Here is a 15066-nt window from a genome sequence, read left to right as displayed (position 1 = left end):
GAAGTATGATGCGAACCTTAAGCGTCAGCCATCCTTCATTCAACTCATTCATTATCAATTATTCATTATACATTTTCCATTAAAAACATGGCAACTCAAACATTAGCTATGCCTGCACAATCGGCTCAACCCACTGGATTTAGAAAGTGGATAGTCGTTGTGACAGCCATTTCGGCAGCCATTATTGAATTAATTGATACATCCATTGTGAACGTCGGCCTAACCGACATTGCCGGGAATCTCGGTGTCACGATTGAAGATGTAGCCTGGGTAGTAACGGCTTACGCGATTGCCAACGTCATTGTAATACCGATGACGGGCTTTTTGCAACGATATTTTGGTCGCAAAAATTATTACGTTGCCTCCATTATCCTGTTCACGATCGCTTCCTATGGTTGTGGATTTGCGGATAATCTCTGGCTACTGGTTTTCTTTCGGTTCTTACAGGGCATCGGTGGCGGGGCTCTCCTCTCGACCTCACAAGGGTTGATGTTCGATGCCTTTCCGCCTTCACAGCGGCCTGTTGCTTCAGCCTTATTTGGTATGGGTATTGTACTCGGGCCAACGCTTGGACCTACGCTCGGTGGCTATATTATTGACAATTACCATTGGAGCTGGATGTTTTACATCAATGTTCCGATTGGCATTGCAGCCGTCCTTTTAAGTGTAGCCTACATCGACAAAAAGGAGGACGAGAAAAATATTGACCGTAAAAGCATTCAGATTGACCAGATAGGCATTTTACTGCTGGCCGTTGGCATCGGGAGTCTACAATATGTACTGGAGCGAGGTGAAGCTGACGACTGGTTCGATAGTAAAGTAATTTTGTGGCTGTCGGTTGCCGCTGTGATTGCTATTCCGCTCTTTATCTGGTGGGAACTTAGAGGCACCAGAGACCCTGTCGTTGACCTTCGGGCGCTGAAAAACCGAAATCTGGCAATAGGCTCTATTTTGATGGTAGTTATCGGTTATGGTCTGTTTACCTCGGTACTACTTTACCCACTGTTTGCTCAACGCATTGTTGGCTTAACAGCCACGCAAACGGGTAAGCTTCTGATTCCAGGTGGGCTTGTTACGTTACCCATGTTCGCCTTAGTTGGCCGATTGCTGGCCAAAGGTGTGTCGCCAAGATTTGCCGTAGCGATTGGGTACGTTGCCTTTTCGACCTTCTGCTTCATCATGTCGACCTACAATATGAATGCGTCGGATGGTGATTTCATTACAGCGCTTATTATCAGGGGTATTGGTCTGGCATTCGTAAACGTACCGCTTATTAACCAATCGGTGTCGACCTTGACACCCCGTGAGTTGCCTACGGGTATCGCCATTGTGAATATGATGCGGCAGGTGGGTGGCGCTTTCGGAGTTGCCATTACAAACACCTACGTAACGCAACGCACGGCTGTTCATCGGGGTGATCTGGTATCTAATCTGCAACCCGGCGAAATGCTAACAACCGAGCGCGTAACGGCTATGACACAGGCATTGATAGCAAAAGGAGTCAACGCATTCGATGCCGCCACAGGAGCCTACAAAAACCTTGATCAAATTATTTCCAGACAGGCGCTAATGCTTTCGTATTTGGATACGTTCAAGTTGGCAGGCTTGTTTTTCGTTGTCTCGTTCCCATTGCTATTCTTACTTAAACAGAAAAAGATGGATGCGGCCACTGCCAAAGCCATTGCCGATTCAGCTCACTGATAATTGGTTTTCGGTTTATGGTTTTCGGTGCTGACGCATCAATTAGACTGCACACCAGCTTCGCAAACTATAAACCGTAAACCGCAAACACCTTCAAACATGCATTCCAAGCTTCTAATAATACCTATTCTCCTGGCAACAGGGGGCCTTCAGGCTCAGAATCAGCCAGTCCAGCTTCCCGACGATTTACGGGCGCTGGTGCAACAGGCCAATGCTAATTATCCGGTTCTGAAACAGCAACAACAGCAAATTCAGGCCAACGAGTTGCGAGTGGATATTGCCCGCACGGCTATGAAACCAAACGTATCGGGAAACGCCAGCTACCAGTACCTCAATCCGGTAGCAAAGGCAACGCTGCCCATTGATGGTGTGGATAGAACCCTTCAGTTTCAGCCCAACCACAATGTGAATGCTTACGTGGGTATCGGGCAAACCATTTACGACTGGGGCCGCACGAATGCCGCTACACGGCAGGCTACTGATAATGTACAAGTATTGCGTCGGGGTCTGGAAATTACGCAGCAATCACTGGCGTATCAGGTAGCGGCAGCTTACTATGGTGTTGGTTTTCTACAACGAAGCTTGGTGGTTCAGGACTCGGTTATCCGCACAGCCAGCGCCAATGTTCGTTTGTTAGCCACTCGTCTGCAAAATGGCGATGCGCTTCAATATGACGTGCTTACGCAGCAGGTTCGGGTGAAAGTAGCGCAGAATCGTAAGATCGAGATTCAGAACCAGTTGGAACGGCAGTTGGCGGCACTTACCTACCTGACAGGCAATCCGAATCCAGACATCAGTCGGGCAGTAGAGCAATTTACTTTAGAAGCCATGTCGGGTCGTACACCGACTCAGATCTTTGCTCTGGCCAATGATAGCCAGACAACCTTAGCTGGTAATAAAGACGTTCAACTGGCGCAGGATCGCGTTCGGCAAGCCGAAACCGACGTGCTGGTCAACAATCTGGCTGGTCGTCCTAGCCTTAGTTTCTCTGGCTCAGCCGGGTTTCGAAATGGGTATTTGCCCGAAATCAACACGCCGAAGTTCAATATCGCGGCTGGTGTAACGCTGGCAGTACCCATTTATTCAGGGAAACGTTATCAATTGCAAAATCAGGCGGCTCAGTTAAATCTGAATGCCAGTCAGTATGCCGTTGAGAACGCCAACGCTCAGGTACGGCAGAGTATTGCCCAGCTCAACGCCGATATCCGGAGTAACCAAACTCGTTTGGCAAACCTCGAAACGCAGGTAGAGCAATCGCAGAAAGCGCTCCAAATTGCCAACGCCCGTTTACGGAATGGCGTGATTACCAACGTTGAACTGCAAAGCGCTGAAACGGGTGTAGAAGAGGCTGAATTAGGCCGACTGAACTTCCAATATCAGCTGATGCTCAACCAATTAGAGTTAAAACGATTGCTTGGCGAATCGTTGCTGTAAGTTTTAGTCAGACAGACGATTAACAGTAAAAGATGCTCCTAATAGCGCATTACCGGCGATTGCCAATCCGCTAGACCATGATTTAAAAACTGTTAAAAAATCGGTAGCACACATACTAAATCGAACAAAAATGGCTTCTATATATAAAAACAAGGGGCTGCAAAACATAAATCGTATGATGAAGGAGCGAGTTATTGAGATTCTGCATGGATTTGGGGTTCAGGAAACCGCCATTACCGACCAAACTCATTTCACCCGCGATTTGGGTCTGGATAGTCTAGACACCGTCGATCTGATCATGCAGCTCGAACAGGAATTTGGCATCCGAATTCCCGACGAAGATTACGACAAACTAACAACCATGAAAGGCGTTATGACTTACCTACACGGCGAACAGGCCATAGCTTAGGTAGCCAAAAACGCCTACTCCACTCTCTATTGAGAGTAACTTTTCCTTATTCACAAAATAATCACCCCGCTAATCGGAACCTGAACAAACCCGAATTAGTGGGGTGATTTATGTTTAGTAATTATAGTCCAGAACAGACCGTTACCAGTAAAGCAGCGATAAAAAAGCTTTATAGTGTATACTCAATGTATAACTATCCATGCGCTCGGTTCTCTCTCGACTAGTAGTTGGCTTATCAGCTCTCTTTCTGCCACTTGCCTGTATAGATCCGGATGATAGCGCCTTACTCAGCACGAACGATATATTGGTTGTAGACGGCACAATCACCAATCTGGCTGAGCCTCAAATTATTCGCCTTAACCGATCAAAAGCAGACCCGCTTACGGGGAAATTCGGGACCACACCCATTACGAAAGCAACGGTAATAGTCGTGGTAGATTCATCACTACAAATTTTCTGTCACGAAACCATTGATGGTAGTTATCAACTTCCCAGCGATTTTAAAGGTCAGATTGGGCATGCATATCAACTTCGATTTACCCTGGCTGATGGTACTCAATATGCATCTAGTCAGCAGATTATGCAGGCCGTTCCAGCAATTTCGAAAGTAAGTTCACGATTTAATCCGAAGAGTCTTCCCGTTACTCAGTTGGATGGCTACACAGCTGCTCATGACATCTTTATCGAGAGCCAGGACCCAGCTCAGGAACACAATTATTACCGATGGGACTGGAAACTCTACGAACGTCAGTATTGGTGCAGAACCTGCCGAAATGGAGTCTATTCCGTTCATAAAGTCTTGCCCGGAGTCTATAACGCCGATAAAGACTTCAAATATTTTGTAACTGGTGACGAACTTTACGAAGACTGTTTTGTCCCATCGCCGGGGTTATCACAGGTTGATTCGAAAGCACCGGTTGTGCCTACAGAGCAATGGAATTATGATTACCCTTGCCGAACAGCGTGCTGGGAAATCTTATACAACAATGATATTCAGGTCTTTGATGACCGTTATGCGAATGGCAATCTGATTAGCCAGCAACGGGTAGCCCAGATTCCGTTTTACGATTACCAGCCTGCTCTGGTCGATGTTCGTCAGCTCTCACTGACTCCAGACGCCTATCAGTACTATAAGCTTTTTGCCGACCAGACTCAGAAAACAGGTGGATTATCCGATACTCCACCAACGGCTTTGGGTGGCAATGTTCATCAAGTAGGCAATTCCCAAAAACAGACCATAGGCTATTTTACGGCTTCGGCTGTTTCACAAGTGCATTACTGGCTCGACCGGACCGATCGGCAGGGATTCGCTTATGGCGCTTTAGATCCCGGTGGGCCACACCTTAATGATGGCGATGATTTATTTTATGCGCTCAATAATCGTCGGCCAAGTCCTGAACCGCCCCCGCTGTATATTCTGGATGATTACCGCCCAACGCCTAAGGTCAAGATCTGGCCTTATGCAGATCGTCCGCCAACGGCTCCGTGCTTACAAAGCGATAATCGAACCCCGTTTAAGCCCCAAGGTTGGCGAGACTGAAGTGCTATTTTACCTCCATATTGACTAACGAACTACCACGCAATACGGGTATTACGTCGTAGAGGTCGTGTTGCAGGCAGTAGGCAATGTCTTTCTGAATACCGAGCCGTTGAAGCCGTCGGATGTGCGACGCGTTTGACATGTAATTGATCAGATTGTCTTTTCCTTGCGCATATAGTCGCCACGCCATAATAGCGCTGTCTTCTGCCATGGCATAGCTATCTTTCAGGCGATCCACCAAAGCGCCTGCAAAAAGCGTATCTTCCAGATTCACGCGCCCTTTCCAGCCCGCGCAAAGTACCATAACATCGTAGCCTTCGGTTTTTAAGTACCGTACCAACGCGTCCAGATTCAGGAACGACCCAACCAGTACTTTTACCGCCGATCTCGACTTGGTAATAGCCAATGTACCGTTTGTGGTTGTCATGGCTACGTTTGCCCCCCGAATTCGCTCATCCATGTAGGTGAATGGCGAGTTATCTAACTCAAAGCCGTCAACTTTTTTGGCATTTCGCTCAGCAGCAGCCAGATAACCGCGCTCTTGCAATTGTCGGCACTCATCAATTGTGGCAACGGGCGTGATACTATTCACACCATAGGCAAAGGCTGTAACCATGCACGAGGTGGCCCGGAATACATCGGCTACAACGACTATCGTATTCTCAAATGTGTGGAGATGCAATAAATCCGGGGTAAAGCAAACGTCAATTTGTTTCATAGAATGATTCTGAACCGGGATTTGTGTGATTTTACTGACTGACCATGATTTTTCATGATTTAGCTTTCAAAGAAATCCGAAGGCTAAAATCAAAGTCAGTCAGTAAAATCACACAAATCCCGGTTCAGACTTTATTTTTTAACGAAAGGGAGTTTAACAACCTGGGCTTTGAGCAGCCGATCACGAACCTTCACAAAGATTTCGGAGCCTGGTTTGCTGAATGCGGTTTGAACATACCCCAAACCAACACCTTTACCTAAGGTTGGCGACTGCGTACCAGAGGTCACTTCACCGATTTGATTTCCATCGGCATCCGTCAATTCGTAATGGCCACGTGGCACACCCCGATCCAGTAATTCGAAGCCAACTAATTTACGCGGCACACCCTGTGTCTTCTGCTCTTTCAGGACATCGGCGTCAATGAAATCGTGGGTAAACTTTGTGACCCAGCCAAGTCCCGCTTCAATAGGCGATGTTTCGTCGGTGATGTCGTTTCCGTAGAGATTATAACCCATTTCGAGTCGGAGCGTATCACGGGCACCCAGACCGATAGGCTTGAGACCGTAAGGTTCACCCGCTTTCACAATGGCATTCCAGACATCCTCAGCCTGATCATTCGAAACGTATATTTCAAAACCACCCGCACCCGTATAGCCCGTTGCTGAGACAATTACGTTGGCACAACCGGCAAAATCGGTTTTCTCAAACGTATAATACTCCATCGAATCAAGATCGGCATTGGTAAGTGATTGTAGGGCTTTGGCAGCGAGTGGCCCTTGTACCGCAAACAGGCATGTATCGTCAGAGACATTGACCATGCTCAGATCATAGTCCGATGCGTATTGGCTAATCCAGTTCCAGTCTTTTTCGATGTTCGATGCATTGACCACGAGCATATATTCGAGATCGCTGATCCGATATACCAGAAGATCATCGACAATACCACCCCGACCGTTCGGCAGGTAGCTGTATTGCACTTTACCGTCATACAGGATGCTGGCATCGTTGGCCGACACACGCTGAATTAGGCCCAGGGCGCCTTCGCCTTTTAGGATGAACTCACCCATGTGCGAGACATCGAAAATGCCCACGGCATTACGAACCGTGTTGTGTTCGTCGAGGTCAGATGAATAGCGAACGGGCATCTCGAAGCCCGCAAACGGCACAATCTTAGCGCCTAGTTGCTGATGAATATGATGAAGAGGGACTTGCTTGAGCGACATGTACGCAGAGGTTATCCGGCAAATTTACCGAAAAATGAGGTTTTAATTTGTATCCCTATTGAATAACCTTAATTCAAAGTAAAATTGATTGGCATCTTGTACTTGGTCTGGACTTTCCGACCACGCAAATTAGCAGGAATCCAATATCCACTCGTTTTCTTAACAACCCGTAATGCTTCCTGATCTAAATCAGGTCGTACACTTTTTAGTAGCTCATAATTGCATAGTGTTCCATCTGTACACACTGAAAAGCCAACAAATACTCTGCCCTCTACCCCAATCCGTACTGCCCCAATTGGATATTTTGAATTCCGTTTTAAAAATCGATCTAATGATTGTATACCTCCTGAAAATTGAGCTGGTTCTTCAATTTCAGTATAGTTTACACTATCCTCACCCTCAGCACGCGCTTTCCCATCTTTACATACTCCTTTATCGTATACTTCATTGTAGAAATAGGAGCTATCAGCATATTTTCCTGTCCAAACGCCTTGTTTATAGCCATTCTTATAGACACCCTGCTCGATGAAAAGCGTATATTGAGTTGTGTCTTTAGCAGACTGAATGCGCGTCTGGTAAATGCCATAACCATTTCCATCTTTAATCTTTTGATGACCTGTGCTATCCCATAAAGCGATTACCTGCTCTGGGTACGCATATGAAAAGTCTCCCTGTGGTGGATCAACTAGTTTAACTTGATTGATTTGCCCATTAGAATACCAAGTAGTAATGGTCGATTTATCATTCAATGTTTCAGTCATCTCGCTAACTAAGCCATTGGAGTGATAGAATAATTCAGCACCAACCTGCTGACCTTTTCGAAAATACGACTGCCTTAAAAGCTTACCTTTGTTATCAACCACAAACAGGTCTCCCTCCCATCCAACAATGCCATTTTGATAACCAATCGAATAGGTCTTTTCTCTTGGTAAATCAGCTAATACTTTACGAAAAAGCGGTGATTGAGCTTCTTTCTTCCATATGCCTTTTTTCATTTTGTATAGCATAATATCCCCTGTAGGAATACCCATTGAATCTATTGGCAAGTATTGTTTATAATATGCCTGAGTAGTGTCCATAAGGGCCACGTAATCTACGTCAAAGTAGCTGATTCGTGTACCATTCTCATATATGAATGGAGTATTTTCCTTAAAATTTACAGGGATGATTACTTCTTGCCGAACTTCCTTTCTAGCCTTACGAGCTGGCTTCCATGCATTGAAAAGCTTTAACACCCGCATAGCTTCACGATCGCAATCAGGACGAAATGACTCTACTAATTTTACACCTGTAATACATCCATCTGCTTCTACAATGCCATTCAATACCACAATGCCACCAATGCCCTTGGCAGCAGCCGCTATCGGCTTCCGTAAATTGGCCTGAAGGAATGTATTAAATGTCGTTACTCCGCCACGAGGAGTAGCAGCACTATCCACTTCGAACGATTGATAAACATCCTGTTGAGCACTGACTATTGAACAGCAGAAAAGTAAGAATAAAGAGAGAAGAATTTTCATGAGGGATAGTACCTGAACCTGATGATGGGCTATACAAAATAGACAGTGGGTATCAGATTAATGCAGGGTAAAATTAATCGGCAGGTTGTATTTCACATTGATCTTCTGTCCACGTTGATGCCCTGGTATCCAACGACCACTTGTAGCTTTTAGAACTCGTATAGCTTCTTCATTTGTACCATGACCAAGACCTTTTACTAGATCGATATCTATAACTCGCCCATCAGCATCGATTATGAAACTAAGAAACACCTGTCCCTCTATTTTAGATTGTTGGGCTTCAGGTGGATAATGGAGGTTTTGCGCTAAGAAATTACCTAATGCCTGCATGCCTCCCTTAAATTCTGGTACCTTTTCAAGTACTGTGTACCTTATTGTATCCCCTCCAAGTAGACATGACTTCCCTTTTTGGAATACTCCTTTGTCGAATAACTCTTCATAATAAAATGACTTATCCTCGTATTGTCCTACCCAGATACCTTGTTGAAGACCATTTTCATAAGCTCCTTCCTCTGTAACTACTGTTTTAGGCAATAAACTGGAATACGACCTTACTTGCTGTTTATGGTTTACTCGCCCGTTCCCGTTTTTTACCAACTGCTGGCCCGTTGGAGTCCAGAAGCCCTTAACCGAACTCATGAATGATTTGTCTGTAGGGCTTAAATAGTTATTAACCTTAATTTCCCGAATCTGGCCATTGTCATACCAGGAAGTAGCGGTAAAACCTCCGTCAAATTCTTCTCTTTTTTCAGACACTAATCCATTTGAACTGTAATGCACACCTTCACTTGTTGGCACCCCATTCTTATAAAAATACTTATAGATAATCGACCCCGACTTAGTTAGTTGTATAACCTCACCATCCCACCGATGGCCATCACTCTGATAGCCAATCGTAGCTGTTGATTCGTCAGACGCTCCTTGGGACTCATTAACTTGACGCACAAACGGTATGCGATACTCTTCTTTCCAGTTCCCGCCTTTCCCTTTGTAAACCACAATGTCGCCATTAGCCAAGCCATTGCTATCTAAAGGAGCCTCCTGCTTGTAGCGGGCCTTATCGCTACTATCGGCAAGAGCTTTTTTATCATTGTCATAATAGCTAACCCGGGCTCCGTTGTTGTAAATAAAGGGAGGATTAGGTTTGAACAGAACGGTGGTAGTAATCTGCTGGCGAACAGCCTTGCCTCCTTTAATTCCGGGTTGCCATGCCTTAAAAAGTCTAAACACACGCATTGCCTCCCGATCACAATCGGGGCGCAGACTATTAACAATCTTTACATCAGAAACGCTACCATCTAGTTCAACAATAGCACTCAAAATAACGCGGCCACCTACTCCTGTTGCTTGAGCAGCGATTGGCTTGCGCAGGTTTGTCTGGAGAAAGGTGTTCAGAAAGAGAATACCTCCGCGCGGGGCAGCACCACCACTATCGACTTCAAATGATTGATATACCGTTTGTTGGGCAAACGCAGCTGTGCAGCAAAGAAGGAAGAGCAGAATTTTCATAAAGTGTGGGAGTGAACATCGTCCGCAAGTTATGAAAAGGACTTATTTCTCCCAACACTGTTGAATGCTTTATGCAGGAAGACTACTTAATGAAAGCCGCTCCACCCCGGCAGCAATTAATGCTTCCAACTGTCGCTCCGTAGCGCCATCGGCTACTAATTTGACACCTACAGATGCAGGGACAAGCGTGCGAAATTGTAGCGCTTGAGTGTGATTATAAAGTGGGATCGTTGAATGGGCGATAAAGCCCGTCGAATTTTTGATAAAATCCGCTCCGGCATCGGCCGATAATTTTATCATTTTCTGAAGCTGCTCAGAGTCGAGCAAAGAGGACTCCAGAATAACCGTAAAAAACTTCTCCTGAGCATGAACCAGCGCCACGAGTTTCGCTAGTTCAATTTTGAGCCAGACCGAAGCAGGAGAAAACAAGGCCGACGTATTCAGGACTACTTCTATTTCGCTGGCTCCATCTTTTAGCGCCCACTCGATTTCGGTTTGCTTGGCTTCGGTACGCTGATAACCAAATGGATAGCCGATAACGGTCGAAAGGATTGCCGGATGGGTTTCTCCCAATTCACGACGGAATTTCTTCACCCAAAACGGCGCAACCGTCAGGCCAGCCATGCCTAGTTGCGTCACTTCATCGAGCGCTTCGTACTGCTCGTTAATCGTCACCCCAGGATGAAGTAACGTCCGCTCGATGTATGGGAAGAGGTGGTTCATAAAATTAATGAGTGAATGATAGAATGATTGAGTGAATGAATACCATCCGGCGCATATTATTCATTCACTCAATCATTCTATCATTCACTCAATCATTACGAATTAAAGTACTTCAACTTAACCACCTCTTTAGGATCGAGGAAGCGCCATTTGCCGCGGGGTAACTCTCTCTTGGTCAGGCCAGCGTAAGTAGTACGATCAAGTTTGGTCACTTCGTAACCGAAGTTTTCAAAAATCCGACGTACAATCCGGTTACGACCTGAGTGAATTTCAATGCCGACCACATAGGCATCCGGTGTTACAATACTGAGTGCGTCTGGCTTGATCGGGCCATCTTCCAGATCGAATCCTTTTTTGATAGCCTCAAAATGCTCATCGGTGATTGGCTTATCCAGCTCAACCTGATAGATTTTACGAACATTATACGATGGGTGCGTTAGCTTATCGGCTAGTTCGCCATCGTTGGTCATCAACAATAGTCCCGTCGTGTTCCGGTCTAACCGACCTACTGGATACATACGGAAGCTGCCCGCATCGGCCACGAGTTCCATAACCGTTTTGCGCTCGTTTGGGTCTTCGGTCGTAGTGATATAATCCTTTGGCTTATTCAGCAAAACGTAGACGAAGCGCTCTGGATTCAGGACTTTGTTGCCAAATTTAACCGTATCGCCCTCTTTCACTTTGTAGCCCATTTCGGTAACGACTTTACCATTTACCGAAATTTCGCCCTTTGCAATGAGTTCATCGGCTTCCCGGCGCGAACAAACACCAGAGTTAGCAATGTAGCGGTTCAAACGGGTTTGCACTGGACCGTCGTTGCGCAATCCTTCGCTGTGTGATCCGTCGGTTTGGTCTTGCGTACGTCTTACCTTTCCTCCTCCACTCTTCCGGTCGATACGGCGCTCTTCCGTGTTACCACGGTCTTTGCGTGACGCTGCATTTTCACGAGCTAGTTCTAGGTTATAATTGGGGGCTTTGGTAAAGTTACCCGTCCGCCGATCGCCAGAATCTTTGCGTTGTTGTCCAGAAAAACGAGAATCGCCCGTTGACCGATCACCACCTCGCTGATCATCATTGCCAAAGCGGTTTCGTGCATCGGCTTCCCGACTGAAACCACCTACCCGTTTGAAGGTTGGTTTAGAGGACTGTCCATCGCGCGAGAAGCGAGATGGTTTATCAGACCGGTCAATGCGAGTCCGGCGCGAATCACCCTCAGAAGACCGACTTTTCCGATCAGTATCCCGTGGGCCACCTTCCCGATTAAATCGGGGCGAGCCAGTTGGACGGTCGTTATCCCGAGCAGAACGGTCACGATCAAGACGATCATTGTTCGAACGTTCAAAGCGAGGAGATCCGGTTGGGCGATCATCCCGATTCCGGCGAGAATCGCTATCATTATCCCGGCTGTAGCGCGGTTTACGATCGTCTCCATCCCCATTGCTGAACCGATCTGGCCGGGGACGGTCATTATCAATACGGGGAGTTCTGGCTGGGCGCTCATCCCGGCTGAATCGATTATCACTTCGATCGTTCCGATCCCGATCAGGGCGAGGCCCCCTTTCAGAACGGTTTGTATCGCGTGAATTACTGTCTCTATTGAAGCTAGGGCGTTCGTTTGTATTCCGGTCAAAACGCGCGGGTCTTGATCCTTCGCTACCATTCTCCCGTCGACGGTCGCCGGTTGGGCGGTCGTTGGAACGGAAGCCTCCGCTCCGGGAGTCGCCACTCCGGGAGTCGTTATCCCGGCTAAAACGGGGCGAATCGGATGAGCGCTCATCGCGGCTCCGGCGATCGTTTGAGTCTTTATTGAAGCGTGCTGATCCGGTTGGGCGCTCGTCGCGGCCTCCCCGGCGTTCGAATTTGTTATCCTGTGGTCGAGCCGAATCGTCATTGCGGCTACGGTTAAAACGTGGTTGTCCGGCGCCTTCGCCGTTGCGGGTACGACCGTCATCCCGACGGCTAAAAGAACGTGGCTCACCGTCACGGCGCGGTTCGTTCTGATCTGAATCCTGATTCATGGAAAAATACAGTAAATCACTTGTTTGTATGTATAAATAGTGCTGATTGTCAGCATTCTTATTGAGGAAAGTGCAAAACGGGCCACAAAGGTAGGGCTTTTCAAGACAACCCAACTATACCTCGTTTTTCCTAAACGCTTTTTCTTTCAAAAACAATCCAAGATGGTAGTCAATCGTTAGTCAATTGTCGACGATAAGCCAATCGTTTACGCTCAACTATTGACTAACGACTCCTGACTTTTCCTTCATGCCCCACCCAACGCTATCGCCACTCTATACGCCCGACCGCCGTACAACTAGTCAGTCGCTCATGAAGCGGTATATGGACTGGCTTTTTATAAAAAAAGGATTGTATTTCCGCGATTATGACGACCTCTGGGATTGGTCGGTAACGGATCTGGAAGATTTTTGGGAAAGTATCTGGCAATTTTTCGATGTACAAAGCCACACCCCTTATCATCAGGTCGTTTTTAGGCCCAATCGGGTCGATATGATCGGTACCGAATGGTTTACTGGCGCTACGCTCAATTACGCCGAACACATTTTCAGGCATAAACCCACCCAAACCCGTGGCGAACGAACGCCTGCTCTGCTCTTTGCTTCCGAACGACATTCACTGACAACCGTATCCTGGGAGAGTCTGGAACATCAGGTAGTAGCCGTAGCAACCCATCTTCGGCAACAGGGCGTCGGCGTCGGCGATCGAGTCGTAGCCATGCTACCGAACATTCCCGAAGCAATCGTTGCGTTTCTGGCGACAACCAGTATCGGTGCGGTCTGGTCAAGTTGCTCGCCCGATTTTAGTGCGGCCAGTGTTCTAGACCGTTTCCAGGAACTGTCGCCCAAAGCGCTGCTTGTTGTCGATGGTTACAGTCATCATGGCGAGTTGATTGATAACACGGACACGATTAGCGAATTGTGCCGTCGTTTGCCAACGCTGAAAACCCTGATCTGGATACCTTATCTGGACAATACCAGTAAGTTTACTGGCAGAACTGCTACCAACGTTATCCTCTGGCATGAGGTTCTGGCCATCGAAACGCCCGATGAGTTCGTTTTTGAGCCGGTCCCATTTGATCATCCACTCTGGATCTTGTACACATCCGGCACTACGGGCAAACCGAAAGCGATTACACAGAGTGTAGGCGGTTGCCTGCTCGAGCACTTGAAAGCCCTGGGATTGCACCAGGACGTACGCGTGGGCGATCGTTATTTCTGGCACACCAATCCAGGCTCGATGATGTGGAATTTTGCTATAGGTTCTATGTTAACGGGGGCTACCCTTGTGCTTTACGATGGCGTGGCTAGTTATCCTACTCTGAACGTACTCTGGCAACTGGCCGAAGAGGCACGGATTAATCACTTTGGCAACGAAGCGATCTACTACATGGCTTGCCAGCGAGCTGACTTAACCCCCATCAATACAAGCAAACTCACCTACCTACGAACAATTAGCTCAACCGGATCGATTTTACCACCCGAAGGTTTTCGATGGATTTACGAATCGGTGAAGCCAACAATCTGGTTAACAGCGCTTAGTGAGACCACCGACATCTGTAGCAGTTTTGTAGGCGGTAATCCCCTTCTACCTGTGTATGAAGGTGAAATTCAGTGCCGTTGGCTGGGTAGTAAAGTCGAAGCAGTTGATGAGCAGGCCAAGCCCGTTCGGGGCAAGTTAGGCGAGATGGTTGTTATGGAACCGATGCCTTCCATGCCCCTTTACCTCTGGAACGATCCGGCAAACAGCCGATACCGAACGAGTTATTTTGAGGAATATCCCGGCAATTTTTGGGCTGGTGATTACATTCAAATTACCGAACGAAATGGTGTACTTATTCATGGCCACGCCGATGCCACCCTCGAACGCCAGGGTGTACGCATCGGAACGAGTGAGATTTATAATGCCGTCGAACGCTTTGCCGAAATTGCGGATAGTTTAATAGTAGGCCTTGATCAGCCAGGGAAGGGCTATTTCATGCCCTTGTTTGTTGTTATGAAGAATGGCTTTCCACTTACGAACGAGCTGATTAAGCGCATCAAACTGGCGCTTCAGACGCAACTCAGCGTGCATCATGTACCTGATGCCGTATACTCGATTTCGGAAGTACCTTACACAATTAGTGGTAAGAAACTCGAAACATCGGTACGCAAAATTCTATCAGGAATGGATATATTGCTGGCGACGAACAAAGACACGCTCCGAAATCCGGCCTCCTTACGCCAATTTGCGGAGTTTGTGAAGTAAAGCTGCGAATTGGGAAAAGAGCCCAA

11 protein-coding genes are annotated in these 15066 nt (G+C 47.1%); 5 read left to right on the top strand and 6 right to left on the bottom strand.

Going from position 1 to position 15066, the window contains the following annotated elements:
* The first annotated feature begins 87 nt into the window (after positions 1-87).
* The 4 genes from H3H32_RS36840 to H3H32_RS36825 all read left to right on the top strand — a co-directional run bounded on the left by H3H32_RS36840 (position 88) and on the right by H3H32_RS36825 (position 5084).
* A complete protein-coding gene (locus tag H3H32_RS36840; RefSeq protein WP_182460643.1) occupies positions 88-1701 on the top strand; it encodes a DHA2 family efflux MFS transporter permease subunit in 1614 nt (537 codons plus the stop codon).
* A 99-nt stretch (positions 1702-1800) separates the two neighbouring features.
* Entirely contained in the window at positions 1801-3135 is a 1335-nt protein-coding gene (locus H3H32_RS36835) for a TolC family protein (protein ID WP_182460642.1), read from the top strand.
* Between the two features lie 178 nt (positions 3136-3313).
* The gene (locus H3H32_RS36830; protein ID WP_182464603.1) at positions 3314-3544 is read left to right on the top strand and encodes an acyl carrier protein; all 231 of its coding nucleotides are present in this window, start codon (positions 3314-3316) and stop codon (positions 3542-3544) included.
* Positions 3545-3743: 199 nt separating this feature from the next.
* Positions 3744-5084 (top strand): DUF4249 domain-containing protein, encoded by a 1341-nt coding sequence (locus H3H32_RS36825; RefSeq protein WP_182460641.1) that lies wholly within the window; start codon positions 3744-3746, stop codon positions 5082-5084.
* A gap of 4 nt (positions 5085-5088) precedes the next feature.
* Here H3H32_RS36825 and H3H32_RS36820 read toward each other — a convergent pair whose 3' ends face one another.
* The 6 genes from H3H32_RS36820 to H3H32_RS36795 form a co-directional block, all read right to left on the bottom strand.
* On the bottom strand, positions 5089-5802 hold the full coding sequence (locus tag H3H32_RS36820) for a 2-phosphosulfolactate phosphatase (RefSeq protein ID WP_182460640.1): 714 nt from the start codon (positions 5800-5802) through the stop codon (positions 5089-5091).
* Positions 5803-5933: 131 nt separating this feature from the next.
* Positions 5934-7025, bottom strand: coding sequence for a glycine cleavage system aminomethyltransferase GcvT (gcvT, locus tag H3H32_RS36815; RefSeq protein WP_182460639.1), 1092 nt, complete (start codon positions 7023-7025; stop codon positions 5934-5936).
* Between the two features lie 68 nt (positions 7026-7093).
* Positions 7094-8545: a TonB family protein gene (locus H3H32_RS36810; RefSeq protein ID WP_182460638.1), complete on the bottom strand. Its 1452-nt coding sequence runs from the start codon at positions 8543-8545 to the stop codon at positions 7094-7096.
* A 57-nt stretch (positions 8546-8602) separates the two neighbouring features.
* Entirely contained in the window at positions 8603-10054 is a 1452-nt protein-coding gene (locus H3H32_RS36805) for an energy transducer TonB (protein WP_182460637.1), read from the bottom strand.
* Between the two features lie 69 nt (positions 10055-10123).
* On the bottom strand, positions 10124-10777 hold the full coding sequence (locus tag H3H32_RS36800; RefSeq protein ID WP_182460636.1) for a deoxyribose-phosphate aldolase: 654 nt from the start codon (positions 10775-10777) through the stop codon (positions 10124-10126).
* 95 nt (positions 10778-10872) lie between these two features.
* Entirely contained in the window at positions 10873-12795 is a 1923-nt protein-coding gene (locus tag H3H32_RS36795; protein WP_182460635.1) for a pseudouridine synthase, read from the bottom strand.
* Positions 12796-13042: 247 nt separating this feature from the next.
* On the opposite strand from H3H32_RS36795, the gene H3H32_RS36790 reads away from it, so the two are divergent.
* Positions 13043-15040 carry an acetoacetate--CoA ligase gene (locus H3H32_RS36790; protein WP_182460634.1) on the top strand — a complete coding sequence of 666 codons (1998 nt, stop codon included), beginning with the start codon at positions 13043-13045 and terminating at the stop codon, positions 15038-15040.
* Positions 15041-15066: the final 26 nt, after the last annotated feature.

It is taken from the genome of Spirosoma foliorum (assembly GCF_014117325.1).
Taxonomy (GTDB): Bacteria; Bacteroidota; Bacteroidia; order Cytophagales; family Spirosomataceae; genus Spirosoma; species Spirosoma foliorum.
Note: the sequence above shows the minus strand (reverse complement) of the source record. Positions and strands in the feature narration are given on the sequence as shown.